This is a genomic window from Endozoicomonas sp. GU-1, assembly GCF_027366395.1.
Taxonomy (GTDB): Bacteria; Pseudomonadota; Gammaproteobacteria; order Pseudomonadales; family Endozoicomonadaceae; genus Endozoicomonas.
In genome coordinates this window covers 1,135,202-1,159,741 of the sequence record NZ_CP114771.1, presented here as the reverse complement: position 1 = coordinate 1,159,741, position 24,540 = coordinate 1,135,202, and the positions used below count along the sequence as shown (strand labels likewise).

25 protein-coding genes are annotated in these 24,540 nt (G+C 44.9%); 20 read left to right on the top strand and 5 right to left on the bottom strand.

Going from position 1 to position 24,540, the window contains the following annotated elements; genetic code table 11:
- The first annotated feature begins 284 nt into the window (after positions 1-284).
- Positions 285-893, top strand: coding sequence for a hypothetical protein (locus O3276_RS04710; RefSeq protein WP_269674597.1), 609 nt, complete (start codon positions 285-287; stop codon positions 891-893).
- Positions 894-1,228: 335 nt separating this feature from the next.
- On the opposite strand, the gene O3276_RS04705 is transcribed toward O3276_RS04710, so the two are convergent.
- Positions 1,229-1,432: a hypothetical protein gene (locus O3276_RS04705; protein ID WP_269674596.1), complete on the bottom strand. Its 204-nt coding sequence runs from the start codon at positions 1,430-1,432 to the stop codon at positions 1,229-1,231.
- An 814-nt stretch (positions 1,433-2,246) separates the two neighbouring features.
- Here O3276_RS04705 and O3276_RS04700 point away from each other — a divergent pair.
- The 13 genes from O3276_RS04700 (at position 2,247) to O3276_RS04640 (ending at position 13,221) form a co-directional block, all read left to right on the top strand.
- Entirely contained in the window at positions 2,247-2,471 is a 225-nt protein-coding gene (locus tag O3276_RS04700; RefSeq protein WP_442876560.1) for a type I restriction endonuclease, read from the top strand.
- 57 nt (positions 2,472-2,528) lie between these two features.
- The gene (locus O3276_RS04695) at positions 2,529-2,960 is read left to right on the top strand and encodes a type I restriction enzyme endonuclease domain-containing protein (RefSeq protein ID WP_442876588.1); all 432 of its coding nucleotides are present in this window, start codon (positions 2,529-2,531) and stop codon (positions 2,958-2,960) included.
- Positions 2,957-3,337, top strand: coding sequence for a type I restriction enzyme endonuclease domain-containing protein (locus O3276_RS04690; RefSeq protein WP_269674594.1), 381 nt, complete (start codon positions 2,957-2,959; stop codon positions 3,335-3,337). The genes O3276_RS04695 and O3276_RS04690 overlap by 4 nt, the downstream gene beginning before the upstream one ends.
- Before the next feature lie 169 nt (positions 3,338-3,506).
- The gene (locus tag O3276_RS04685; protein ID WP_269674593.1) at positions 3,507-5,159 is read left to right on the top strand and encodes an IS1634 family transposase; all 1,653 of its coding nucleotides are present in this window, start codon (positions 3,507-3,509) and stop codon (positions 5,157-5,159) included.
- Positions 5,160-5,187: 28 nt separating this feature from the next.
- Positions 5,188-5,439, top strand: coding sequence for a hypothetical protein (locus O3276_RS04680; protein WP_269674592.1), 252 nt, complete (start codon positions 5,188-5,190; stop codon positions 5,437-5,439).
- A gap of 89 nt (positions 5,440-5,528) precedes the next feature.
- Positions 5,529-5,738 (top strand): hypothetical protein, encoded by a 210-nt coding sequence (locus O3276_RS04675; protein WP_269674591.1) that lies wholly within the window; start codon positions 5,529-5,531, stop codon positions 5,736-5,738.
- 304 nt (positions 5,739-6,042) lie between these two features.
- Entirely contained in the window at positions 6,043-6,756 is a 714-nt protein-coding gene (locus O3276_RS04670; RefSeq protein WP_269674590.1) for a hypothetical protein, read from the top strand.
- 250 nt (positions 6,757-7,006) lie between these two features.
- On the top strand, positions 7,007-7,510 hold the full coding sequence (locus O3276_RS04665) for a hypothetical protein (RefSeq protein ID WP_269674589.1): 504 nt from the start codon (positions 7,007-7,009) through the stop codon (positions 7,508-7,510).
- A 175-nt stretch (positions 7,511-7,685) separates the two neighbouring features.
- Positions 7,686-8,300, top strand: a complete 615-nt coding sequence (locus O3276_RS04660) for a hypothetical protein (protein WP_269674588.1) — start codon at positions 7,686-7,688, stop codon at positions 8,298-8,300.
- Between the two features lie 275 nt (positions 8,301-8,575).
- Positions 8,576-8,845 (top strand): hypothetical protein, encoded by a 270-nt coding sequence (locus O3276_RS04655; RefSeq protein WP_269674587.1) that lies wholly within the window; start codon positions 8,576-8,578, stop codon positions 8,843-8,845.
- A gap of 259 nt (positions 8,846-9,104) precedes the next feature.
- Positions 9,105-10,466, top strand: coding sequence for an ISNCY family transposase (locus O3276_RS04650; RefSeq protein WP_269673722.1), 1,362 nt, complete (start codon positions 9,105-9,107; stop codon positions 10,464-10,466).
- Positions 10,467-10,783: 317 nt separating this feature from the next.
- A complete protein-coding gene (locus O3276_RS04645) occupies positions 10,784-11,347 on the top strand; it encodes a hypothetical protein (RefSeq protein ID WP_269674586.1) in 564 nt (187 codons plus the stop codon).
- 131 nt (positions 11,348-11,478) lie between these two features.
- Entirely contained in the window at positions 11,479-13,221 is a 1,743-nt protein-coding gene (locus tag O3276_RS04640; protein ID WP_269674585.1) for an IS66 family transposase, read from the top strand.
- Between the two features lie 85 nt (positions 13,222-13,306).
- On the opposite strand, the gene O3276_RS04635 is transcribed toward O3276_RS04640, so the two are convergent.
- A complete protein-coding gene (locus tag O3276_RS04635) occupies positions 13,307-13,474 on the bottom strand; it encodes a hypothetical protein (protein ID WP_269674584.1) in 168 nt (55 codons plus the stop codon).
- Positions 13,475-13,614: 140 nt separating this feature from the next.
- On the bottom strand, positions 13,615-13,821 hold the full coding sequence (locus tag O3276_RS04630) for a hypothetical protein (RefSeq protein ID WP_269674583.1): 207 nt from the start codon (positions 13,819-13,821) through the stop codon (positions 13,615-13,617).
- Between the two features lie 751 nt (positions 13,822-14,572).
- Between O3276_RS04630 and O3276_RS04625 the strand changes: the two genes are divergently transcribed.
- The 5 genes from O3276_RS04625 to O3276_RS04605 all read left to right on the top strand — a co-directional run bounded on the left by O3276_RS04625 (position 14,573) and on the right by O3276_RS04605 (position 21,844).
- Entirely contained in the window at positions 14,573-15,412 is an 840-nt protein-coding gene (locus O3276_RS04625) for a hypothetical protein (RefSeq protein ID WP_269674582.1), read from the top strand.
- Between the two features lie 69 nt (positions 15,413-15,481).
- Positions 15,482-16,576 (top strand): hypothetical protein, encoded by a 1,095-nt coding sequence (locus tag O3276_RS04620; RefSeq protein ID WP_269674581.1) that lies wholly within the window; start codon positions 15,482-15,484, stop codon positions 16,574-16,576.
- A 227-nt stretch (positions 16,577-16,803) separates the two neighbouring features.
- Positions 16,804-18,438: an IS1634 family transposase gene (locus O3276_RS04615; protein WP_269674580.1), complete on the top strand. Its 1,635-nt coding sequence runs from the start codon at positions 16,804-16,806 to the stop codon at positions 18,436-18,438.
- Positions 18,439-18,660: 222 nt separating this feature from the next.
- On the top strand, positions 18,661-19,689 hold the full coding sequence (locus O3276_RS04610) for a splicing factor U2AF large subunit (RefSeq protein ID WP_269674579.1): 1,029 nt from the start codon (positions 18,661-18,663) through the stop codon (positions 19,687-19,689).
- Between the two features lie 1,804 nt (positions 19,690-21,493).
- A complete protein-coding gene (locus O3276_RS04605; RefSeq protein ID WP_269674578.1) occupies positions 21,494-21,844 on the top strand; it encodes a hypothetical protein in 351 nt (116 codons plus the stop codon).
- Positions 21,845-22,404: 560 nt separating this feature from the next.
- On the opposite strand, the gene O3276_RS04600 is transcribed toward O3276_RS04605, so the two are convergent.
- Together O3276_RS04600 and O3276_RS04595 are read right to left on the bottom strand one after the other, a co-directional pair.
- Positions 22,405-22,557 carry a hypothetical protein gene (locus O3276_RS04600; RefSeq protein ID WP_269674577.1) on the bottom strand — a complete coding sequence of 51 codons (153 nt, stop codon included), beginning with the start codon at positions 22,555-22,557 and terminating at the stop codon, positions 22,405-22,407.
- Positions 22,558-22,740: 183 nt separating this feature from the next.
- Positions 22,741-24,054, bottom strand: coding sequence for an IS701 family transposase (locus tag O3276_RS04595; RefSeq protein ID WP_442876587.1), 1,314 nt, complete (start codon positions 24,052-24,054; stop codon positions 22,741-22,743).
- A gap of 159 nt (positions 24,055-24,213) precedes the next feature.
- Here O3276_RS04595 and O3276_RS04590 point away from each other — a divergent pair, with 159 nt between their 5' ends.
- The gene (locus O3276_RS04590) at positions 24,214-24,423 is read left to right on the top strand and encodes a hypothetical protein (RefSeq protein WP_269674575.1); all 210 of its coding nucleotides are present in this window, start codon (positions 24,214-24,216) and stop codon (positions 24,421-24,423) included.
- Positions 24,424-24,540: the final 117 nt, after the last annotated feature.

The following is a 24,540-nucleotide window of genomic DNA, read 5'->3' as shown; positions in this document are numbered from 1 at the left end:
CAAACTTCGATTCAGAAAACGCTTCAGGAACAGGTATTCCAGAGATACCACAATCTATTCTTGATGAATATGTTCCTTACCAGCCCAATGATGAATCCGTCAAGAATGCATTATTACTAACACCAAGTACTCCCTTTCAGAAGCTAATACCGTGGGACGAGCTTGAAATTAGAGAGCACACGACAGCGAATCATACAAGCTCAGGTTTACAGTTAACTAATCTTCCAGCAGGAATTCATAGTTCACAAGATGTACGGCCAGTTGCTATCGTTAATCCGTTATACATGCATCAAGCTACAAGTGATAATCAAACAACCTGGGCAGAAGTTAATGTTGATGGCGGTTCTTCACTTGTCGAGCGCAAAAGGGAGCGCAATAGGGAGCGCCAAAGGAAGCTTCGCAAAGATCCCGCTTACGCCAAGCGCCAAAGGGAGCGCCAAAGGGAGCGCTACCAGACAGATCCCGCTTACGCCGAGCGCAAAAGGGAGCGCCAAAGGAAGCTTCGCAAAGATCCCACTTACGCCATGCGCCAAAGGCAGCGCAAAAGGGAGCGCAAAAGCGAGCTTCGCAAAGATCCCGCTTACGCCGAGCGCGAAAGGGAGCGCCAAAGGAAGCGCTACCAGACAGATCCCACTTACGCCGAGCGCCAAAGGGAGCGCCAAAGGGAACTTCGCAAAGATCCCGCTTACGCCGAGCGCGAAAGGGAGCGCCAAAGGAAGCGCTACCAGACAGATCCCACTTACGCCGAGCGCGAAAGGGAGTGCAAAAAGCAGTATCGTCAGTCAGTCAATTCAACCAAAACCTCAGATGCTTTACCACTGACTTCTAATTTAACTGAAACGCCCCAGGGTTCAAGTAAAAATTCAGATCGCTTCCAACTCCTCTTGAAGTAGCTCCCCCACTTTTCTCGGGTCATCCTCCGCCGCCAGCACATCCGCCATTCGATCAGGAATAGCCAGCAGTTCATCTCGAATAATCCGGCCTGCCTTGAAAGCATCCTGTTTTACCCTGGCGGCATCGATCAGGGTGCCGCTTTTTTCCTCATGTTATTAAACCAGTCACTCTGGATTAAAGACCCAGAGTTAGAAACCCTTGGCCTCCCGGATTTCTCCACCGCATTCCCGAACATTTCATGCGCTGATTTACCAGTGTTTTGCTTGCTGCTTCAATCACTCCGAAGCCGATGGGAAGACTTTTTGACAAATGCTCTACATACTTCATCCGTAAGCTATTTTTTCTGAAGTATTCCAGTTCGGTCTTCAGCGAGAATCTCCTGCTCTGCAAGAGCCATGAGGTTATGCAGTTCATTTTCGTAATCCTCCCAGTGGAGCCCATGGCATGACTGGTGAAGAAGAGATAACCGATGTTGCAGCATCTCGATTGCAGGGCAGTAATGACTGGCGGGAATGGTCAGTGGCTGACCTACTTGCATGAAGGGCAGCCTCTCGCAGATGATTCTTTTGCCACATGAAAATCATAATCATTGATTCAATATAATATTGAATCTCCAACAAACTGCGATTCAGAAAACGCTTCAAGGACAGGTATTCCAGAGATACCACAATCCATTCTTGATGAATATGTTCCTTACCAGCAGGATTATGAACCCTTTAAAAAATCCATTACTACTAACACCAAGTACTCCCTTTCAGGAGCGAATTTCGTGGGACGAGCTTGAAATTAGAGAGCAAACAAGAGCGAATCATAAAAGCTCAGGTTAACAGTTAACTAATTTTCCTGCCGGAATTCAGAAGGTAATGCCTCCCCGCTTTTCAGTTGTCAAACTGAAGTGATATTTTCAGTCCCGATCGAACCTATCTCACCCTGATTGAAGGGTCATAAGGTATTGGTCACTGTCCTCTGGATAGGCAAACGGTAAAACTTGCTGTGCCTCTAAAGGAACACCGTTAGACCGATCAAAGATAACGGAGAACTGCCGGCTATCTGGGAGGGTTAGAGTCGTCGTTTTATTGGCCGCTTTAGACTATTTAACTGCTGGGCCAACAGGGTTACGCCACTTTCACAGCGATGCCATCACTCACCAGCCCGAACAGGTACTGATCAAAAACGACCTGCGGCAATACCTGGCCAACCGCTATCAGTCCCACAGATATCACCGAGGGCGAAATAGAGTCCGTTATCCGCCAACTGGAAACCCTGCCCTCAAGCGATCTGTACGACAGCAATAAACAATCGAAGGCCGAAAGACCAGCTGGATTCCCGATGCCATTCTCTACATCAACGGTATGCCCCTGGTGGTGTATGAATTTAAAAGCGTCATCAGCGAGGATAAGGCCACCATTTACGACGCCTACCGCCAGCTCACGGTGCGCTATCGCCGGGATATCCCACAACTGTTTGTATTCGCCCTGTGCATTATCAGCGACGGGGTGAATAACAAGATGGGCAGCCTGTTTGCCCCCTATGAGTTCTTCTACGCCTGGCGCAAGATCACCGGCGATGAAGCGTAGAATAAGAGGGCATAGACTCCCTGCCACCATGGTCAACGGCCTGTTTAACCGGAGTACATTCACGATGACAGGATTGTCTCAGTAACCAGCCGGGCAGATCATATTCAATTTTATATAGCCGTGCGCTCCATCATCTTCAAACTGACCCATGGCACAGCATCGGATACCGCCCTGATGAACGCCCGTGTGAAGGAGATGTTGGCCGAGGCCATCAAGAGTGATGGCGTTGAGAAAATTTTTAAGCCTGGAGAAGACTCAACTACCGAAATTGATCTTTTCGATGATGACTATCTGGAACGCATCGACAAGATCAAACTCCCCAACACCAAAATCCAGCTACTTAAAAAGCTGCTGGCAAAGGCGTTGTCGGAGTTTAAAAAGACCAACAAAGTCAAGGCGGTGGATTTCCTCCAAACGGTTCCAGTCCCTGGTGGAAAAATACAACGAGCGCAAGGAAGAGGATTCCTTTACCACCGTTGTGCACGATGAAGCCATCAACGACCTGTTCACTGATGGCGGATTTGAAAACAGAAATGGGCTCCTTTGAAGCGCTGGCCATCTCCCTGGAAGAGAAAGCGTTTTACGACATTCTGAAAAAGATGGCAGACAAATACGAGTTCACCTTCGAGGAAGACCGCCTGCTGGACCCGAGCACCAAGGTAAAAGCCGTAGTGGATGACAAGGCGCAGTTCCCGGACTGGAACCATCGGGGGGATATCAAGGCCTCACTGCGGGTTGAGTTGATTATGTTGCTCTCGAAGTACGGCTATCCGCCGGTTACCTTTCACGGGGTTTACCGGGATGTAGTTGAGCAGGCGGAGCATTTTAAGGCGGGCCGGGGGGGGGTAGTAGGGGCTTTTATGTAGCCGCCAATTTCACCTGGGCAGATCTGACGTTCTGGCTTTAAAAATCTGGTAAAATGCCCCTTTGCCTTAAATTCTAGCTTAATGCATCTGAACTGCCTTTCACCACCCCGATTGATATTTTCCTGAAACCTGATGTCAAAGGACTGATCAGATCTTCAGGAGCACCGATATGCCGCCAGTTCAATACCAGTCTAAGAACCTTAATCACCTTGGCCTGGTTGCCGCCATGTGCCGGGAGCTAAAGATAGCCGAATATTTCGATGCACGCATAACCAATGACTCTGATGCACGCAATGTCACCATTGGACAGGCTGTGGTCGCAATGATCATCAATGGGCTGGGCTTTACAGGGCAGACCCTCTATCTGGTCCCTGAGTTTTTTGAGGACAAGCCGATTGATCGCCTCATTGGGGAAGGCATCCAGGCAGAACACTTAAACGACAAAATACTTGGCCGGGCTCTCGACAGTCTTTATGAAGTTGGCGTCAGTGACTTATACCTGAATCTTGCCATTAAGGTCGTCAACCATCTAAAGCTGCCCTGCAAGGCATTAAACCTGGACGGCACCAGCCTTCATACAGACGGTGTCTATAACAGTAATGAAAACCCTGATGACTTGAACTGCATCCATATCTGCCGCGGCTATAGCCGTGATCACCGGCCTGACCTGAATCAGGTTGTCTTGCAGTTAATCACCGAAAATGAGGCGGGTATCCCTGTGTTTATGGCACCTGCGAGTGGTAATGTAAACGACAAAACTTGCTTTCAGGAAATTATCAAAAATCATTTGTCGTGTTTTAAGGCAGCTTTGAATAACCGTTATCTGGTCGCAGATGCAGCCATGTACGTTGCTGAAACCCTCCAGTTGCTTGATAAGCAAAAACAGCTGTTTATCTCCCGGGTGCCGCTGAATATCAAGGATGCCAAGGAGCTGGTCGGCAAAGCGCCTGCGATGGCACTGGAGCCTGTTGAAGGCTATGAGGATTATTCTTTTACTGAAGTACCTGCCTGTTATGGTGATGTTCGACAACGATGGTTCTTGTTTCTCAATAAAAAGCGAAGGCTCAGTGAACAGAAAACGCTAACCAGAAAGATGCAGAAACAGTCACTGAAAGAAGCCCGCGATCTGGAAAAGTTGGGTAAAAAGGCTTTTCTGTGCCGGGACGATGCATTGGAGGCTTTTGCCTTGTGGCAGAAACAATCGAAACTCTGTCAAAGTGAAACGGAACCTGAGGTTATCTGTAAACCCTGCTATCCGGGCAAAGGGCGTCCATCGTCAGATAGTAAGCCTGATCACTTCGAATATTTTGTACAGAGCACATGCTTTGTTTCCTGCGAGAAAAGAGAGAATTCGCTGGCCTCACTGGGTTGCTTTATCTTGGGCACCAATGATTTGGACCAAAAGGGTTTGAATACCCACAAGGGCATAAATGCCGCTGAGCTGTTGTCTACCTACAAGTCACAACAGAAGGTTGAAGGTGGCTTTCGATTCCTGAAGAGCCCGGACTTTCTGGTTTCCTCACTCTACCTGAAGAAAGCGGAACGAATTGAGGCCCTGTTAATGGTGATGACACTGTGTCTGATGGTCTATGCTGCTATCCAACACAGAATAAGGTATGAATTGAAGAAGCAGAGCCGTGTATTCTTAAACCAGAAAAAAAAGCCCTGCCAGAATCCAACGGCGAGATGGGTGTTTTTCTGTTTTCAAGGGGTTAGTGTATTAACGGTCAATAATCAGGAACAACGTGTGGTCGGTTTGAAGGAAAGACAATGGACGATCATTCAAGTTTTAGGCATTTTATATGAGTCGGTATATTCCTGATTGGGGTGGTGAAAGGCGGATCTGAAGGATGGCTCAACAATCTTTTTTTCAGGCAGCCATTGCTGTCGGTGCTGATCCCGATAAACACCTTCCGCAAAGCCACATCACCAATGGTTCGGTCGATCCGGGAAATGTCCTGAAAGAGATTATTGATCTTGCCATCAATGACCTCGCTGCCTGTAACCCGACCGCCACCGTCTTCATTATCTGTGAGGCGCTGACTTTCGAAGAGTTTTACGTCACTATTATAGTAATCGCCATAGCAAATCCTTACACTTAGTTGATATAAATAAAGAATGAGTTGTGAAAGAGAGGAACTTTTATAAGGAGGCGTGGTCTTAGGCTGTAATTCAACAATCTGATAATTCAATGAATCAAAACAATCAACCTCCTTCATTTGATGTTTCTTTTTCTTATCCTTGTTCCAGCGCATTAGGTTCAGTAGATCAGGAACAGCAATTTGGTGCTACCGAACAACAGCTTATTTACCAAGGCATGCCAGCTCGAGTGCTAAACCCTATTTCTATTTACAATAGCGAACCAGATATATATCAAAATAAAGCTAATCTTTTTAATTAAATATAATATTAAATCTCTAGCAAACTTCGATTCAGAAAACACTTCTGAAACAGGTATTCAAGAGATACCACAATCCATTCTTGATAAATATGTTCCTTACCAGAATGATTATGAACACGTTAAAAATCCATTATTACTCACACCAAGTAATCCCTTTCAGCAGTTAATATCGCGGGATGAGCTTGAAATTAGAGAGCAAACAACAGCGCATCATACAAGCTCAGGTTTACAGTTAACTAATCTTCGTGCCGAAATTCATAGTTCTCAAGATTTATGGCCAGTTGCTGTCGTTAATCCGTTATGCATGTACCAAGCTACAAGTGATAACCAAACAACCCAGGCAGAAGTGAATGTTGATGGCAGTTTTTCACTTGCCGAGTGCAAAAGGGAACGCCGCAGGGAGCTCTACCGGACAGATCTCGCTTACACCGAGCGACAAAGGGAGCGCCAAAGGGAGCGCTACCAGACAGATCCCGCTTACGCCGAGCGCCAAAGGGAGCGCCAAAGGAAGCGTTACCAGACAGATCCCGCTTATGCCGAGCGCAAAAGGAAGCACGAAAGGGAGCGCCGAAGGGAGCTCTACCAGACAGATTCCGCTTACGCCGAGCGCCAAAGGGAGCGCCTAAGGGAGCTTCGCAAATATCCCGCTTACGCCAAGCGCGAAAGGGAGCGTTACCATACAGATCCCGCTTATGCCAAGCGAAAAAGTGAGCGCCAAAAGGAGCTTCGCAAAGATCCCGCTTACGTCGAGGGACAAAAGATCTATAAAAAGACTTTCCGAAGAATCAAAATGCAAACCTCTAACAAGAAAGAAGCTAAAAAGCAAGCTGTGATCGCAAGAGAGCGGTATCTTCAGTCAGTCAATTCAGCTAAAAACACAGGTGATTTACCATTGACTTCTAATTTAGCTAAAGCGACCCAGAGTTCCAGTAAAAATTCAAAAGGTTCTGCTCACCCGCTTTTCTGCCGTCAAGCTGAAGGAATATTTACCGTCCCGATCGATCCCTCTCAGCCTTAGTGAACGGACAGCAATCGAAGAAAGAGATTATTGATGTTTCCAATGACCTCGCTACCTGTAAACCGCCCGCCACTGTCTTGCACACCGGTGAGGCGCTGGCTTTCGAAGAGTTTTACGTCACTATTAGTAATCGCCGTAGCAAATTTTATACTTGGTTGATATAAATAAAAAAGGTAAATGAGTGGCGTTAGGGAGGAACTTTTATAAGAAAGCGTGGTCTTAAGCTGTAATTCAATAACTCGATAATTCAATGGATAGACTAACTTCTTCTCACTTAAGTCCAGCCCCTAATGGCCTTTTTAATATTCAAGACATATCTTTAGCTGAATCTGGTGCAACAGGTCAGGTTTTTTCCTGGACGGTTACTGAAGTTGGAAAACCTGTAACTAACCATGACATGTCTGATCAATCTACGCGTTCAGATAATCAAGGGTATTTAAATCATAAGAAAAAATTATTGAAAGATTTCACTGTACAAAATCAAAACAGCTATAACGATTCTCCTGCAATTTCAGTAGCTATACCACTGGAAAATTGTCAGATTGCAGAATATGACCCTGAAAATAAAACTTTTTCGATATACTCCTTAACAAAGGGTATTCAATCAATCTCGCAAACATCGACAGATGTTGATACCAAACTTAATCCACCTATTCAAATTCCTAAACAAGACGGCATTGGTAATTTCTCTAAATCTACAGCGCCGATTGCGGCTATGTTGTGCTTAAGGGTTGAAAGCGATTTATTGGGATAATCGTATGAATTAAATAGCTTACTGGAGTGCAAGAAGGGCATGAAAATGAGCATTTTAGACTCTTAACAGCCTAATAGTGTTGTTTTTAATGACCAGAACCAACAGCTAATTGGTACCATATTATCTTCAACCTTTAAGCACAACATAGCCGCCGATTGCGATTATTAACCGACGATTGAAAAGTGAACATCTTCAACAATATACATCTCCTACGATTCAAGCCAAAAAAGCTATTGATGAAAATTTTTCACATATTGAATACCAAGGAGAACTTCGTAAAGGTCCCGCTTACCCCGAGCGCCAAAGGGAGCGCACCAGGGAGTACCAAAGGGATCGCTACCAGACAGATCCCACTTATGCCGAGCGCCAAAGGGAGCGCCAAAGGGATCGGCAAAGGAAGCTTCGCAAAGATCCCGCTTACGCCGAGCGCGAAAGGGAGCGCCAAAGGAATCGCCAAAGGGAGCTTCGCAAAGATCCAGCTTACGCCGAGCGCCAGAGGGAGCGCCAAAGGGAGCGCTACCGGGTAGATCAAGCTTACGCCGTGGGACAAAAAATCTATATAAAGACCTACACAAGAATCAAAATACAAACCTCCAACAAGAAAGAAGCTAAAGAGCAGGCTGTGATCGCAAGAGAGCGGTATCTTCAGTCAGTCAATTCAACTAAAAAATCAGGTGATTTACCACTGACTTCTAATTTAACTGAAACGACCCAGAGTTCCAGTAAAAATTCAGAAGGTACTGCCCCCCGCTTTTCAGTCGTCAAGCTAAAGGAATATTTACAGTCCTGATCGATCCCTCTCAACTTTAGTGAACGGTCAGCAATCGAAGCAAGAGATTATTGATGTTTCTATCATGAGCTCTCTACCTGTAAACCGCCCGCTACCGTCTTGCTAATCTGTGAGGCGCTGGCTTTTGAGGAGTTTTACGCGACTATTAGTAATACACACAGCAATTCTTTATGCTTTATTGACATAAATAAAGAATGAGTGGTGAAAGATAGGAACTTTTATAAGAAGGCGTGGTCTTAAGCTGTAATTCAATAATTCAATAATTCAATATTTCAATGTATCAAATCAATCAATTTCCTTCATACGATGCCTATTTTTATCATCTTTGTTCCAGTGCATCAGGTTTAGCATACCAAGAACAGCAGCCGATTTATCAAGGCATGCCAGTGCGAGTGCTGAACTCTATTTCTATTTACAATAGCGCACCAGATATATATCAACACGAAGCTGATCATTCTAATTCATTAATTAAATATAACATTGAATCTCTAACAAACTTCGATTCAGAAAATGCTTCTGGAACAGGTATTCAAGAGATACCATAATCCATTCTTGATGAGTATATTCCTTACCAGGATGATTATGAAACTGTTAATAATCCATTATTACTGACACCAAGTACTCCCTTTCAGCAGCTAATACCGTGGGACGAGCTTGAAATTAGAGAGTTCTCGTCCAAAAACACAACCAATTGAAAACTGTAGATTTTATTCTGAAAAATTAAGTGGAGCCCTACTGCTATCTGGCGACTAAACTTCCCAAGACCAAGAAACATAAGGGATTGCCAAAAACAGAGGGCTCCAAATGCGCAAAAAACGCAATTTGCAGTGTAGTATGGAACTCCATTACGTACCTCATGAAATCTGCTCCCAGCTTTCCGGTATCTCGCAATGGCTTGATGCCCATCCACAGTTCAATGACTGGATTTATGAGGACTTAAGTTCTGGTGATAAACAGAACACTGGGCGGAACGGACTATCAGCAGAATCCGTTCTTCGTGCGGCACTTCTGAAACAGTATTTGAATTGTGATTATGACTACTTGTCGTTTGTTTTGATGGACTCCATGCTCTTTCGAGACTTTTGTCGCCTCGAACCAAACCAGCGCCCCAGTCGCTCCAGTTTGCATGGGCTCATCAGCCTTCTTACTGCATCTACATGGGAGCGGATTAATAACTGTCAGCTAATGACCGCTAAAGATCAGGGTATTGAAAAAGGGCGTACTGTGGCTATTGACAGCACAGTCACCGAATCGGATATCAAACCTCCCTGCGACAGTGATCTTTTAGCCAGTTCCGTTAAAGAAATTTGTCGTCTGCTGGAACGGGGACAAACACTGACAGCGACACCGCTTTATGAATATACCCATCACAACCGAGCCGTAAAAGATGCGGCCAGAAAATGCATCTACTCTGGTAAAGAAGAGCGGCAACAGCATTATAAAAAACTGCTGCAGTTGACCCGAAAATCCCGGAAGGTGCTTATCGAAGCCACTGTCAAGCTTGCAGACGCCCGTCAGCAGGGGCAGTGTCTCCTGGCTGATGATGCCGACAAGTGGCAGGCCGATGTGGATCACCTGTTACCCCTGGTGGATGTAATAGTCTCCCAGACAGAGCGCAGGGTCTTTAAGGGTGAAAAGGTGCCAGCCCAGGAGAAAGTGGTTAGCCTGTATGAACCCCATACGGATATCATCGTAAAAGACAGGCGACAAGTGCAGTACGGCCATAAACTGAACCTGGTTCAGGGAAAAAGTCGATTGATCCTGGACCTGGTTATTGAGGAAGGTAACCCAGCGGATTCGGACCGATTCATTCCGATGATGGAAAGACAAAAAGAAATTTATGGTCGTGTACCTCGCCAGACAAGCGGTGACGGTGGATACGCGTGTCGAGTAAATTTGGAAAAAGCCAAGGCTATGGGAATCAGCGATGTGGCTTTTAATAAGAAGCGCGGACTTGAAGTCGAAGAGATGACTAAAAGTCAGTATGTGTATAAAACGCTCTTTCGCTTCCGGGCAGGTATTGAAGCGGGAATTTCGTGGCTAAAGAGATGTTTTGGGCTATCACGTTGCCACTGCAAGGGTTCTGAGCGTTTTGACTCTCATTGTTGGTTATCGGTGGTCTGTTACAACCTGGTGATTCTGGCCAGGCACCCGGCACCATCCTGATAGCCACCTCCACGCTACATCAAAGTACCTTTCCAGCATGGTGGGAGGATGTTTTCTGCCTGCTTTTTGCGTTTTTCTCCAATATCCGTCCCAGATTAGAGAAAAAAAAGGAGGTTTTTTTCTGGATCGCTGGAATTTCAGGAAATATTAAAACGTACGTATAGTCCGATTATGATTGGCTGATGCGTTTTTGGACGAGAACTAGAGAGCAAACAACAGTGAATCATACAAGCTCAGGTTTACAGTTAACTAATCTTCTTGCCGGAATTCATAGTTCACAAGATTTACGGCCAGTTGCTGTCGTTAATCCGTTATACATGCACCAAACTACAAGTGATAATCAAACAACCCGGGCAGAAGTTTATGTTGATGGCAATTTTTCACTTGCCGAGCGCAAAAGAGAGCGCCGAAGGGAGCACAAAAGGAAGCGCTACCAGACAGATCCCGCTTACGCCGAGCGCGAAAAGGAGTTCCAAAGAAGGCTTCGCAAAGATCCCACTTACGCCAAGCGCAAAAGGGAGCGCGAAAGAGTGCGCCAAAGGGTGCGCTACCAGACAGACCCCGCTTACGCCGAGCGCGAAAGGGTGCGCAAAAGGGAGCACCAAAGGGAGCTTCGCAAAGATCCCGCTTACGCCGAGCGCAAAAGAGAGCGCCAGAGGAAGCGCCAAAGGGAGCTTCGCAAAGATCCCGCTTACGTCGAGGGGCAAAAGATCTATACAAATACCTACAAAAGAATCAAAATACAAACCTCCAACAAGAAAGAAGCTAAAGAGCAAGCCGTGATCGCAAGAGAGCGGTATCTTCAGTCAGTCAATTCAACTAAAAACCCAAGTGATTTACCACTGACTTTTAATTTAGCTGAAACGACCCAAGAGTTTTAGTAAAAATTCAGGTATGTTCTCAGAAAGTGCTGACATAAAGCAAAATACACGTCTCTAGCCTATCCTTTTACACCATGAATTTTCCTTTTCCTGCAACCAATGTCCAGCATGACCATCCAGGCCAAAAAGTCTTGGATTATCTTGCTCAGCTCCAGCAGCACAACACATTGCTCAAGGAGTCGCTGGCTTTGTCCCAGAAAGCATTGGCTCTGTCCCAGAAAGAGAACGTTCTCCAGAAGGAGTTGATTGCCAGGCTGCAGGCACAAGGCGTTCAGCAGCAAGAGCAGATCACTCAGCTACAGGAGAAAGTTGAAGCCCTTGAGGCTGAAATCCGCCGTCTTAAAAAGCTGCCTCCCAAGCCTGACATCAAACCAAATACCAAGCCCCCTGATGACTCAGACGGCCCTCCCGGTACTCCACCGGCAACCGGTCAAGGTGATGAAGCTGACCCGGATGATGTCCCAAAACATAAGGTCAGCAAACCGGATGAAAGTACTCGTAATCAGCGCAAGCAACCCACAAAGCCACCGCCTGAAAAGAGCATACGTGTCCCGGCCTGTGGTGTTCCTCCGGGATCTACCTGGAACGGCACTACCCCATTCTATGTACAAGATCTGGTGATCAAGCCAACCAGTGTCGAATATTTGCTTGATCAATGGATAACACCGGACGGGAAAACAGTCACTGCCAAGCCTCCAGCGAATTTGCACGGGCACCATTATGGCCCGACATTGCAAGCCTACATTCTTCACCAGTATTTCGGTTGTGGTGTTACCCAACCGCAGCTGCTGGAATGGCTCTGGGATATTGGCCTCTCCATCTCGCCGGGGGAACTGAGCAACCTGATCACTAAAGGGAATGAGCAGTTTCAAAGTGAGAAGGATGAGATCCTGGTCGCAGGCCTTCGTTGCTCAAGCTACATTCAGACAGACGACACAGGGGCAAGGCATCAAGGACAAAATGGTTACTGCACCATCATCTGTAATGAGTCGTTTGCCTGGTATGCCACCACAGGTAGCAAAAGCCGGGAGAATTTTCTAAGCCTTCTGCACCGGCCTTTTCGGACGTACGCGATGACAGGGAATGCCCTGGACTACCTGAGGACACTCAAATATCCCCAAAAGTGGCTGCGTGTACTCCAGCCATACGTTGGAGTGACTTTCCTGAGTTATGAAGCCTGGAAGGCCTGCATGAAAGAGCATGGCCTGACAGGCAAAAAACGCCTGCAACAAGCCAGTGAAGCCTTGATCTATGCCAGTTTGATAGAACATGGCTTAGGGCATCTGACAACCTTCAGCGATGGCGCACAACAGTTCAATGTGTTCAAACACGCCCAGTGCTGGGTACATGCAGAGCGGTTGCTGTACAAGGTTCATCCTGTCAATGAGCAACAAGCCAGTGCCCAGAAATGGTGCCGGACATGGCTCTGGGCGATTTATGATGATCTGAAAGCCTTCAAGGCTGAGCCTTCCAAAGAGAACGCCATGAAGGGACGACTAGGCTTTTTAGCCCTAATCCAGACACGCACAAATTGCAGGGCTCTCCAGCAAGCGCTCTCAGGCCTTGCTGTCATAGAAAAAGAGCTGTTGCTGGTACTGGAAGACCCAAGCCTTCCGTTACATAACAACCTGAGTGAAAGCCTGATACGAGAATACGTCAAGCGCCGTAAGATTAGCGGCGGCACGCGGAGCGAAGCAGGACGGCAAAGTCGCGGACACCTTGCCAGTCTGAAGAAAACGTGTCGCCTGTATGGTCTTTCATTCTGGGACTATCTGACAGACAGGTTAAATGGAGCAGCGCTGTTCCCGAGGCTGGAGAGTTTGATTGAAAAAGCTTCCCAGATTCTATCCTGTGGGCTTTGCAGCAGTTTTTGAGAAATTACGAAGGAGTATTATTGCCCATAACTACAGCGCTATGAGCGATACAGCACAATAAAGTCTGTGCTTTGCTCAGCCCCTTTTACAATTCCCTGCTGTCGGCGAGGATAAAGCACTCATTTCTGGCCCAATAATTCTCTTCCATTGCCTTACAAACAGCCCAGTAATCCGGTGGATTCCGATAGTGGTAAGGTACTTTTGCCCTTGGGTTGTTGTAACCCTCCAGAAACTCCTTGTAAAGCAGATACACCTGATGCTCTGTTAGGCGCGTATCGTCTTGCCCTCCAGCTTAAGCATCGAAAGTTCTTTCATCAGAGCATCGGTGATAAACCGTCTGAAATACAGGCCAACCCGTTTTTGAAAATCCAAAGCACGACGCAACACATATACTTAAAGATGATTGATGGCAGGCGTTACTTTTTCTAATCGTTCATCCAGAAGATCAATCAACATATCTCCGGTAATTTCTTGGGTGCTTTTCGCAGTTAACCAGCATTTTTGCCAGAGTTTGATAGCCTGCATATTTTTGTAACTGATTCGACTCTCTTCCGGAAGCGACTCCATTTTCCGGCAATACGCTTCCAGATACTGATTCATGCTTCCATGGAGGGCTGCCTATCGCAGATAATTCTTTTGTCACATGAAAATCATAGCTGCGTTTAGTCGTCTTTATTGTTCGGGTATTTTTGCTCCGGGGCTTAAATACTATTCTCTTGAGTTTGTAGTTTTGTTCAGTATGAGACTTTCACCCGATGAATTGTCAAAGAGAGGAACTTTATATAAGAAGGCTTGGTCCTAAGCTGTAATTCAACAATTCGATAATTCGATGTATCAAAGCAATCAATTTCCTCCATACGATGCCTATTTTTACTATTTTTGTTCCAGCGCATCAGGTTTAATGGATCAAGAACAGCAATTCGGCACCAACGAACGGCAGCCTATTTATCAAGGCATACCAGTTCAAGCGCTGAACCCTATTCCAATTTACAATAACGTACCTGACACATATCAAAATGAAACTAATCATTCTTATTCATTAGATAAATATACTATTACATCCCTAACAAATCTCGATTCCGAAAACGCTTCTGAAACAGATATTCAAGAGATACCACAATCAATTCTTGATGAATATGTTCCTTACCAGCATGATTATCAACACGTTAAAAATCCATTATTACTAACACCAAGTACTCCATTTCAGCAGCTAATATCGTGGGACGAGCTTGAAATTAGAGAGCAAACAACAGCGAATCATACAAGCTCAGGTTTACAGTTAACTAATCTTCCTGCCGGAATTCATTGTTCACAAGATTTACGGCCAGTTGCTGTCATTAATCCGTTATACATGCACCAAGCTACACGTGATAACCAAACAACCCAGGCAGAAGTTAATGTTGATGGCAGTTCTGCGCTTACCGAGGGCAAAAGAGAGCGCCAAAGGGAGCGTTGCCAGACAGATCCTGTTTACGCCGAGCGCAAAAGGGAGCGCCAGAGGGAGCGCTACAAGACATATCTCGTTTATGCAAAGCGCCAAAGGGAGCTAAAAAGGGAGCGCCAAAGGGAGCGCTACCAGACAGATCCCGCTTACGCCGAGCGTGAAAGAGAGCGCAAAAGGAAGCATAAAAGGGAGCTTCGCAAAGATCCCGCTTACGTCGAGCGCGAAAGGAAGCATAAAAGGGAGCGCTACCAGAAAGATCCCGCTTACGCCGAGCGTCAAAAGGAACGCCAAAGGGAGCGCCAAAGGGAGCGCTACCAGGCAGACCCCGCTTACGCCGAGCGTCAAAGGGAGTGCAAAAGGGCGCGTTACCAGACAGATCCCGCTTACGTCAAGCGTCAAAGGGAGCGAGAAAGAGTTCGCTACCAGACAGATCCCGCTTACGCTGAACACAAAAAGGAGCGCAAAAGAGAGTACCAAAGGAAGCTCCGCAAAGATCCCGTTTACGTCGAGGCACAAAAGATCTATATGAAGACCTACAAAAGAATCAAAAGACAAACCTCCAACAAGGAAGAAGCTAAAGAGCAAGCTGTGATCGCAAGAGCGCGGTATCTTCAGTCAGTTAATTCAGATAAAAACTCAGGTGATCTACCACTGACTTCTAATTTAGCTAAAACAACCCAGAATACCGATAAAAATTTAGATGGTACTGCTCCCCCGCTTTTGATCAGCAAAATAAATGGAGAATGAGTGGCGAAAGGGAAGAACTTTTATAAGAAAGCGTGATCTTAAGCTGCAATCCAATAATTCGATAATTCAATGGATAAACCAACTTCTTCTCAATCAAGTCCAGCCCCTAATGGCCCTTCTAATATTCAAGGCACACCTTTAGCTGAACCTGGTACAACAGGTCAGGCTTTTTCCCGAATGGTTACTGAAGTTGGACAACCTGTAACTAACCATGACAGGACTGACCAACCTATAAGTTCAGATAATCAAGGATATTTAAATCCTAAAAAAAAATGGTTAAAAGATTTCGCTGTAAAAAATCAAACCAGCTATAAAGGTTCTCCTGAAACTCCAGTAGTTATACCCATAAATCCAATTGAACCACTGAAAAATCATCAGCCTGCAAAATATGACCCTGAAAATAATTCTTTTTCGATATACTCCTTAACAAAGGATATTCAATCCACCTCGCAAAGCTTGACAGATATTGATACCAAACTTAATTTACCTATTCAAATTACTGATCAAGACGACATTTGCAATTTCTCTAAATCTACTGCGTCGATTGTGACTATTACCCCACGATTACAAAGTAAACATCTTCAACAAGATACATCTCCTGCAATTCAAGCCGAAGAAGCTATTGATGAAAATTCTTCACATATTGAATGCCAAAGGGAGCTTCGCAAAGATCCCGCTTACGCCCAACGTGAAAAAGAGCGCCAAAGGGAGCGCAGAAGGAAGCGCCAAAGGGAGCGTTACCAGACAGATCCCGCTTATGCCCAGCGCCAAAGGGAGCGTCAAAGAGAACTTCGCAAAGACCCCGCTTACGTCGAGCGCGAAAGGAAACAACAGAGGGAGCGTTACCAGACAGATCCCGCTTATGCCCAGCGCCAAAGGGAGCGTCAAAGAGAACTTCGCAAAGACCCCGCTTACGTCGAGCGCGAAAGGAAACAACAGAGGGAGCGATACAAGACAGATCCCGCTTATGCCCAGCGCCAAAGGGAGCTTCGCAAAAATCCGGCTTACGCCCAGCGCGAAAGGGAGCGCCAAAGGGAGCGCAAAAAGCAGTATCATCAGTCTGCCAATTCAGCTAAAAAGTCAGTTAATTTACCACTGTTTTCTAAATCAGCTGAAACGACCCCGAGTTCCAGTAAAAATATTTTCCTTTCGAGCAAGCCATGAACAAGTGTATTGCAAAATGAATCAACGATTGACTGAAGCATCCATAAGAAGCTTGCTGTGAACATCAGGCAATAGCCTTGATCATGCTTCATCTGAATCATGGCTTTGCATCAATGTCGTGTTTTGCTTGCTGACGGTTCAACATAACAGCTGCCTTTCACCACCCCGATTGATATTTTCCTGAAATCTGTTGTCAAAGGATTGATCAGATATTCAGGAACGTCGACATGTTGCCAGTTCAATACCAGTTTAAGAATCTGAACCACCTTGGCTTGGTTGCCGCTATGTGTCGGGAGCTAAAGATAGCCGAATACATCGATGCGCGTATAACTAATGACTCCGATGCGCGTAATGTCACTATAGGACAAGCGGTGGTCGCAATGATCATCAATGGGTTGGGGTTTACAGGGCAAACTCTGTATATGTTCCCTGAGTTTTTTGAGGACAAGCCAATTGATCGCCTCATCGGGGAAGGCATACAGCCCGAACACTTGAACGACAAGGTACTTGGTCGGGCCCTTGATAGCCTGTACGACGCTGGCGTCAGTGACTTGTACCTGAACCTTGCCGTTAAGGTTGTCAATCATCTGAAGCTGCCCTGCAAGGCATTGAATCTGGATGGCACCAGCTTTCATGTGGATGGAATCTATAACAGTCATGAAAATCCTGATGACTTGAATTGTATCCATATCTGCCGCGGTTACAGCCGTGACCACCGACCTGACCTGAACCAAGTGGTCTTGCAGTTAATGACCGAAAATGAGGCAGGTATTCCAGTGTTTATGGCACCTGCTAGCGGTAATGTAAACGACAAGACTTGTTTTCAGGAAATTATCAAAAATCATCTGTCGTGTTTCAAGGAGACTTTGAATAGCCGCTATCTGGTCGCTGATGCCGCCATGTACGTTGCTGGAACCCTTCAGTTGCTTGACGAGCAAAAGCAGCTGTTTATCTCCCGTGTGCCCCTGAATATCAAGGGTGCAAAGGAGCTGGTCGGCAAAGCGCCAGCCATGTCATTGGAGCCGGTTGAAGGCTATGAAGATTATTACTCTGCTGAAGTGCCTTCCTGCTATGGAGATGTTAAACAACGATGGTTCTTGTTTCTCAACAAAAAGCGCAGGCTGGTTGAACAGAAAACACTGACCCGAAAGATGCAGAAGCAGTCACTGAAAGAAGCCCGTGATCTGGAAAAGCTGGGAAAAAAGGCCTTTCTGTGTCGGGACGATGCATTGAAGGCTTTTGCCTTATGGCAGAAACAATCGAAACTCTGCCAGAATGCAACGGAGCCTGAGGTTACCGGTAAACCCTGTTATTCGGGTAGGGGACGGCCATCGCCGGATAGCAAGCCCGATCACTTCGAGTACTTTGTGCAGGCTGAATGCTTTGTTCCCTGTCAGAAAAGGGAGAATGCACAGGCCTCACTGGGTTGCTTTATCCTGGGCACCAATGAATTGGATCAGAATTGCATGAATGCCACGGAGCTGTTGTCTACCTACAAGTCACAACAACAGGTTGAGGGCGGCTTTCGATTCCTGAAAAGCCCGGACTTTCTGGTCTCTTCACTCTATCTGAAGAAAGCTGAGCGTATTGAAGCTCTGTTAATGGTGATGACACTGTGCCTGATGGTCTATGCTGCTATCCAGCACAAAATAAGGCACGAGCTGAAAAAACAGAGCCGAGTATTTCCAAACCAGAAAAAGAAGCCCTGCCAGAATCCAACGGCGAGATGGGTGTTTTTCTGTTTCCAGGGAATAAATGTCTTAACGGTCAATAATCAGGAGGAACATGTGGTCGGTTTGAAGGAAAGACAATGGACGATCATGCAGATTTTGGGCAATTTTTATGAGTCGGTGTATTCCTGATAGGGGTGGTGAAAGGCAGTAACAGGTAAAATCTCAACGGAGTAATCGACGGCAGTAATACCGATGAACTGGCTGATTCTGTCATGGTCAGCTTATAGACCTAGCCAATTTCCAGTGCCCTGATCGTCACCGTCTTCCTCATCTTTGAGGTGCTGATTTTCGGGGAGGAACTTTTATAAGAAAACACGGTCTTAAGCCATAATTCAATGATTCAATAATTCAATGGACAGACTAAATTTTTCGCAATTAAATCCAGTCCCTAATTGCTTTTCCAATATTCAAGGCACGACTTTAGCTGAATCAGGTGCAACAGGTCAGGCTTTCTCCCGAATGGTTACTGAAGTTGAACAATCTGTAACTAACCATGATATCACTGAGCAATCCACAAGTTCAGACCATCAAGGAGATTTAGGTCCTAAAAAAAAATGGTTGAAAGCTTTCGCTGTACAAAATCAAACCAACTATAAAGATTCTCCTGCAATTCCAGTAGCTATACCCATAAATCCAACTGAACCACCGAAAAATGATCAGCCTGTAAAATATGACCCTGAAAATAATCCTTTTTCAATATACTCCTTAACAAAGGGTTTTCAATCTACCTCGCAAAGCTCGAGAGATGTTAATACCAAACTTAATCCACCTATTCAAATTCCTAACCAAGATGGTATTGGTAATTTATCTAAATCTAAAGCACCGATTGCGATTATTATCCCACGATTGCAAAGTGAACATCATCAACAAGATACATCTCCTGCGATTCAGACAGAAGAAGCTATTGATGAAAATCCTTCACATATTGAATGCCAAAGGGAGCTTCACAAAGATCCCGCTTACGCCGAGCGCAATAGGGAGCACCAAAAGAAGCTCCAAAGGGAACGCCAAAGGAAGCGCTACCAGACAGATCCCGCTTATGCCCAGCGCGAAAGGGAGCGTAAAAGGAAGTACCAAAGGGAGCGCTACCAGACAGATCCCGCTTTCGTCCAGCGCAAAAAGGAGCGCCAAAGAGAGCTTCGCAAAGATCCTGCTTACGTCCAACACCATAGGGAACGCCAAAGGGAGCTTCGCAAAGATCCCGCTTACGTCCAGCGCGAAAGGCAGCGCGCAAGGCAGCTTCGCAAAGATCCCGCTTACAACGAGCGCAAAAGGGAGCTTTGCAAAGATCCCGCTTACGCCGAGAGCCAAAGGGATAACAAAAAGCAGTGTCGTCAGTCAATTCAGCTAAAACCCGGGTGGTTTACCACTGACTTCTAATTGAGTTGAAACGCCCCGGGCAGAGCAAACAGGCTCTTGACTGTTAACTGGGAAACTCAATCGGCCTCCAGAAGGAACAATAGGACGGCCATGAACTAATTGGTATTTTTGTACCAATAAAGCCTCGGTCAGGCTGCGCCCGGTGGTATGCCCTACCAGATTCCACTCATATTCATTGATCCAGAGCAGATCATCTGGAAGAGAAATAGTATCCAGTTTTATCAGACCGTTCTTACACCTGCATTTTTCAGGACATCCAGCCGTTTGGTTTCATCCTTTGAATCAATCCCCACATTGACCTCACCGCCGGGAGTTTCCAGACGAATGAGTCGCCTGGAATTTTTTTGTTATACATTCTTACTGGGTTATTATGAACTTATGCAAATTGTCACTGTCCAATGGACATTGAGATGAGTTAGGTAACGAGGTTATTCTCCCGACTTCCCAGCCCCTATCATCACTCCAATCAAGTTTCAAATGATTGGGATTTTTAGCCAATAATCGACAGGGCCTGGAACAATCCAGAAATTATGCGGTATTTGCTTGAAACTTACAGTCAGTTTGTACATTGTTTTTGTTATGAAACAGAAGCTGCAAATATAATTAGCCGATTATTTGAATTCTTGTTGATAATTGATATAGAAATGGCTTCTTGTAAAAAAACAGACCCATTTGAAATTTTAGAAAAATACCCTAAGCCTGATAACAATGAGGAATTAATCAAGACCTGCGGATTATGTGTCAGAAATAGCAAAGACCGGTTTTGTGAAAAAATATTATATTTTTTCTTGGATTACTTCCTTTGCTCATTGAACTTAAAAATCACATAGATCTACCAGACTCTATATTTCGCTTCCCGGATCATTTTCTTGCAGATTTTTTGCTCTCAATGACTTCTGGTGGGGGAAGAGACTTTTTTTAAATAAAAAAACAATTGGCAACTACTTAAAAACTTATAATGAAAAAACAGAGCTATTCCATTTCCTACCTGAAGAAAGAACTCATCTAAATTTATCTCCACTTTTTTAATATTAAATAATTTTTATTGGAGTAAACTATATTCAAAAGATGCACTGGATACAAAAGATACACTGAATACAAAATCGGTAGAAACTTCTAAAAAAAGTGAGTTATGGTCTTTCTTCTGTAACTCTGGCGCACCACAGCATTTATTCAAAACTCTTTTTGATGGATTTTCAGATCGTGATCATTTTTGTTATGATGAACCTGCATTTAAAACTCAGAATTCTTTATTAAACAATAGTTTTTTAAAAACAGCAGAATTTAACCCCGACCTTGTAAGATTTGGAGAAGAGTTTGAATTCAGCCTTGAAATTTCACCAGGTAAAAAGCTTTCACCAGATCTCCTTATAAAAAAGTGGTCTGAACATATATCTTTCTTAATGTCGTCCATGAATATACCAGAATCAGAATTCTCCATAATCATTGAAAATAGCAACCGGGTTAAAGAGCTTGATTTCACTTTCGGTGACTGGAATTGTAAGTTTTATCCTGATTTTGGTGTCTTTGAGGTGAATTGCAGCCCTTATACAATAGATCAGGTTTTCACCTGCAATGGAGCTACTTATACTGCTTATGAGCTTTTTGATATATTTATTCTTGCCCCGGCAGACCTGTTTTTATTGAAAGGCATATCTGGGCATAAACATATAGATATCCGAAACTCTATCTCAAATAACCCGGAATTGTTATTCAGATTTTACTTTCGATAGAAAATAAACGCTTTTTAGTCAAAGCCCTTGACAGAGAGCGTGAGTGTGAAGAATTTTTTCCATATCTGTCTATGTGTAATGGCGCTCCTCAGTGGAAATCCCTCCTGGATCACACCATCCAACTCATCAATAAAGAGCTTGCTGCCGGAAAAACAACGCAACCTACGGGTTTTTATACTTATGCGTACACCTTTCAACAACTATGGCAATTAAAACATGTATATTGTCCTGCTAAAATCAGACTTGCGCCGCATAATGCAAACAATAATTCAGAAAAAAGAGTCTGTAAACCAGATGGAACTCTTGAATTACGTTTTTGGCATGGTGCCCGAACAAGTCAGGAAGCAAGAAAAATTAACGAGATAATACTGGCATGGATGAATACGCTATCGCAAAAAAAAATAAAATTCTATTATTTTTAAAATTGGATGACGTTGAAGATAGTGACTCAAATAGAATAGAAATGCTCTTTGATGACTTTTGTAACAGCATAGGGTTACAGCCAGAAAACTATCGAGGTCTGATACGTTTTACCACTGTAAACGACAACTCGATTTATTGATTCTTTACCAATTCCCGGTATTTGATCCAAGCTGACTGGCTCATCAACAGCATGCCCCTCAGGAAACTAACTAAATTCCCGGCCTTATTGGTAACAGCCCTTCTATTACAGATATTTCGCTATTCAAAGTTGGTGAAACCTGTTACATGACTGCTCATTGCAAGCATGTTTGCTCAATCCACTTTGCTGATGGAACCATCTGTAAAGTTCAGCTATATACCGCTCTATACTTTACTTACACGACAACATTTGGGAGTCGAAAGTACAGAATCCTTGGGACAAAACCCATTTTGCTGAGCAAATGCCATATTTGGTAGAATCAACCAAACAGTGGCACATGGAGAGATTGAAAAATCATGTTCGAATTTAAAATGCCTAATATGAATATTTTTGAATGAGACAGTAATTGAACTCATTTATCTACCAAAATGGTGAACCGTCTAAGTCAACATTAATTCTATGCAGGTATTTGGCATCAACCTTAGTCATGATTTGATGATCTATAAGAATATCGGCAATTTCTTTGGAGTTTTTTTCTTTAAGTAAACCCTTGTCAAATCCAGCTTTATCCATTCTTTCATTTAAAAAATTGTAGTAGGACTTATCAATTCTCGCATTCCTTAAATTCCTGTGCTCAACTTTAGACTTTGCATAACACGAAAGACTGGCCAGGTTTCAATAAAATAACAAGCCGACATCAGCGAACAATTTTTTCAGGTTCGCTTTTATTGCCGGTTTTTCTCTAAATGGCTGTATTTATGCAGCCTCTGCTTTATCTATCTTCAACTGGCCGGACAGTTCATCGAAATTGAACTCATATTTTTGATGATATCTATCCCAGCCCTTACGAATGGGGAACCTTGGAATAATTCGTGACAGGGCAATTCTCATCATGCCTGCGGTTGTTGTATCCGGAGATCTCCAGGGTATCCGGGAAATCTTCAGGCATGACTGATTTTTGCAGACGGTCAACAACTGTAATAATGCATAACCTGCCATTTTCAAATGCATCCAGCGCAGAAGTGTTCTCAATTTTTGCTGCCACAGATGACAGCAGCCAAATGCATGTTTGAGCTGGTGAAACATAGGCTCAACTGGCCACCGCTTTGCATAACCACGAAGTACATCAAGCCCTTCGTGTTCTGTATTGGTTGAGATGAAAATTCTTTTTTCAGTCAGCCCCTTATCATTCTCAAAACAGCTCCAGACAACCCGAATTTCTCGCCCTTTGAGGAATTTTGCCCGACAAATCAGAGTACGATATCGCACGGTGCGAAACTTGCTATACATCCATACTATGGCTTTGTGCTCAGGGAGTTTTTCTACCTTCTCAGCTGTCATCCTGGTGCCGTATTTTCTGGGACGTCCCGGTTTTTTGACTGCGGGTAATGTCGGTAATGCATAAAGGGCCCGGTTTGATGGTATTTGACCAATGACTTCAATACCCATTTCCAGTGTTGGCTGCATCAGCGTCCGATTCATGTACCAGCAGTCCGCCACCAGCCGTAATGCGCGGTCCCGTACTTCCTTGCGTACAACCTTGAGCATGGCAACAGCGATTTTGAGTTTGCTGGCGTTACCTGAAGCAGGGGCCGGAAATGAAATAATAGGGATGCCGGTGAAAACCTCGTCTGCTACCCGTTCGAATATAACGGCCAGTGACACCCAGCATTGCCCCCAAATGTACTGAGGTCGATTAGTCTTCTTGCTGTGTTGATGGTGGGTACGACAAGCAGGGGCATTGTCAGAAAACCGTTCTATCACCCAGTCATCAAGAGCAAGAGTAATCGGTTCATCTGGCGGTGCCTTTGAACAGACCAGTCGGATCAAGCGACACGCCAGGTGCTTCCATCGCCATTTACCCTGTGAGATCCAGTGGTGGTAACTGCTCCATACACAATGAAAATCAATGGATAAAAGTGCCTGTGTAACGAAACCATCGGTTGAAAGCATACAGCCGAAAAGTAGCTCGCAGAACGTTGGTACCGCAACTGGTGATAGCGCTCTGGCAAGAAAGGTTGTATATAAAGCGAGCTCCTGAAGGATTACTCGGTGATCTGATGTGAGCATGGCAACCATCTCGGATTTCATCGTTGGGGATGGTTGCTATTAGCAGTTTATTCACTTTTTGCTGAACTATTGTGCTTTGGGAACTCTCAAGTCGAGATTCGTATTACTGCCGTTGATTATTCCGTTGAGACTTTTACTTTTAACGACGGGCAAAAGTATGTGGATTTTGATCGGCGTAAAGTGGAAATGGAGATTAGCGCTCCTTTGGTGACAACCTTTGTCGGAGCGCCACCAGTGCCGGGGGAGCCAGAGGAAGAAACCAGCCGTATTCAGGAAACACAGATAGCCGATACCTCCCGTTACTATGGCATTCAGCCGATGAGCGCCAACATTACCGCAGGCGACCTGACGGTAAAGGCTAAAAGCTAAAAGCTAAAAGCGTTTATGCCCCTTTGGTGGCGAGTGCCAAGGTAGAAACAGCAATTCCCGCAAAAAGGGAAAAAATAAAGATTTTCCCTTAATTGTCTCATTACTTTTTTGGACACA

What these genes read in the sequence shown, in the direction of transcription:
- O3276_RS04620 (WP_269674581.1), top strand. Translation starts at nt 15,482, where the DNA reads ATGGATAAACCAACTTCTTCTCAATCAAGTCCAGCCCCTAATGGCCCT.
- O3276_RS04655 (WP_269674587.1), top strand. Translation starts at nt 8,576, where the DNA reads ATGTATCAAATCAATCAATTTCCTTCATACGATGCCTATTTTTATCAT.
- O3276_RS04645 (WP_269674586.1), top strand. Translation starts at nt 10,784, where the DNA reads ATGCACCAAACTACAAGTGATAATCAAACAACCCGGGCAGAAGTTTAT.
- O3276_RS04630 (WP_269674583.1), bottom strand. Translation starts at nt 13,821, where the DNA reads ATGAATCAGTATCTGGAAGCGTATTGCCGGAAAATGGAGTCGCTTCCG.
- O3276_RS04705 (WP_269674596.1), bottom strand. Translation starts at nt 1,432, where the DNA reads ATGCAAGTAGGTCAGCCACTGACCATTCCCGCCAGTCATTACTGCCCT.
- O3276_RS04610 (WP_269674579.1), top strand. Translation starts at nt 18,661, where the DNA reads ATGGACAGACTAAATTTTTCGCAATTAAATCCAGTCCCTAATTGCTTT.
- O3276_RS04625 (WP_269674582.1), top strand. Translation starts at nt 14,573, where the DNA reads ATGCACCAAGCTACACGTGATAACCAAACAACCCAGGCAGAAGTTAAT.
- O3276_RS04685 (WP_269674593.1), top strand. Translation starts at nt 3,507, where the DNA reads ATGCCGCCAGTTCAATACCAGTCTAAGAACCTTAATCACCTTGGCCTG.
- O3276_RS04710 (WP_269674597.1), top strand. Translation starts at nt 285, where the DNA reads ATGCATCAAGCTACAAGTGATAATCAAACAACCTGGGCAGAAGTTAAT.
- O3276_RS04680 (WP_269674592.1), top strand. Translation starts at nt 5,188, where the DNA reads ATGGCTCAACAATCTTTTTTTCAGGCAGCCATTGCTGTCGGTGCTGAT.
- O3276_RS04650 (WP_269673722.1), top strand. Translation starts at nt 9,105, where the DNA reads ATGCGCAAAAAACGCAATTTGCAGTGTAGTATGGAACTCCATTACGTA.
- O3276_RS04675 (WP_269674591.1), top strand. Translation starts at nt 5,529, where the DNA reads ATGAATCAAAACAATCAACCTCCTTCATTTGATGTTTCTTTTTCTTAT.
- O3276_RS04605 (WP_269674578.1), top strand. Translation starts at nt 21,494, where the DNA reads ATGTGTAATGGCGCTCCTCAGTGGAAATCCCTCCTGGATCACACCATC.
- O3276_RS04615 (WP_269674580.1), top strand. Translation starts at nt 16,804, where the DNA reads ATGTTGCCAGTTCAATACCAGTTTAAGAATCTGAACCACCTTGGCTTG.
- O3276_RS04700 (WP_442876560.1), top strand. Translation starts at nt 2,247, where the DNA reads ATGCCCCTGGTGGTGTATGAATTTAAAAGCGTCATCAGCGAGGATAAG.
- O3276_RS04690 (WP_269674594.1), top strand. Translation starts at nt 2,957, where the DNA reads ATGAAGCCATCAACGACCTGTTCACTGATGGCGGATTTGAAAACAGAA.
- O3276_RS04595 (WP_442876587.1), bottom strand. Translation starts at nt 24,054, where the DNA reads ATGCTCACATCAGATCACCGAGTAATCCTTCAGGAGCTCGCTTTATAT.
- O3276_RS04665 (WP_269674589.1), top strand. Translation starts at nt 7,007, where the DNA reads ATGGATAGACTAACTTCTTCTCACTTAAGTCCAGCCCCTAATGGCCTT.
- O3276_RS04600 (WP_269674577.1), bottom strand. Translation starts at nt 22,557, where the DNA reads ATGGATAAAGCTGGATTTGACAAGGGTTTACTTAAAGAAAAAAACTCC.
- O3276_RS04670 (WP_269674590.1), top strand. Translation starts at nt 6,043, where the DNA reads ATGTACCAAGCTACAAGTGATAACCAAACAACCCAGGCAGAAGTGAAT.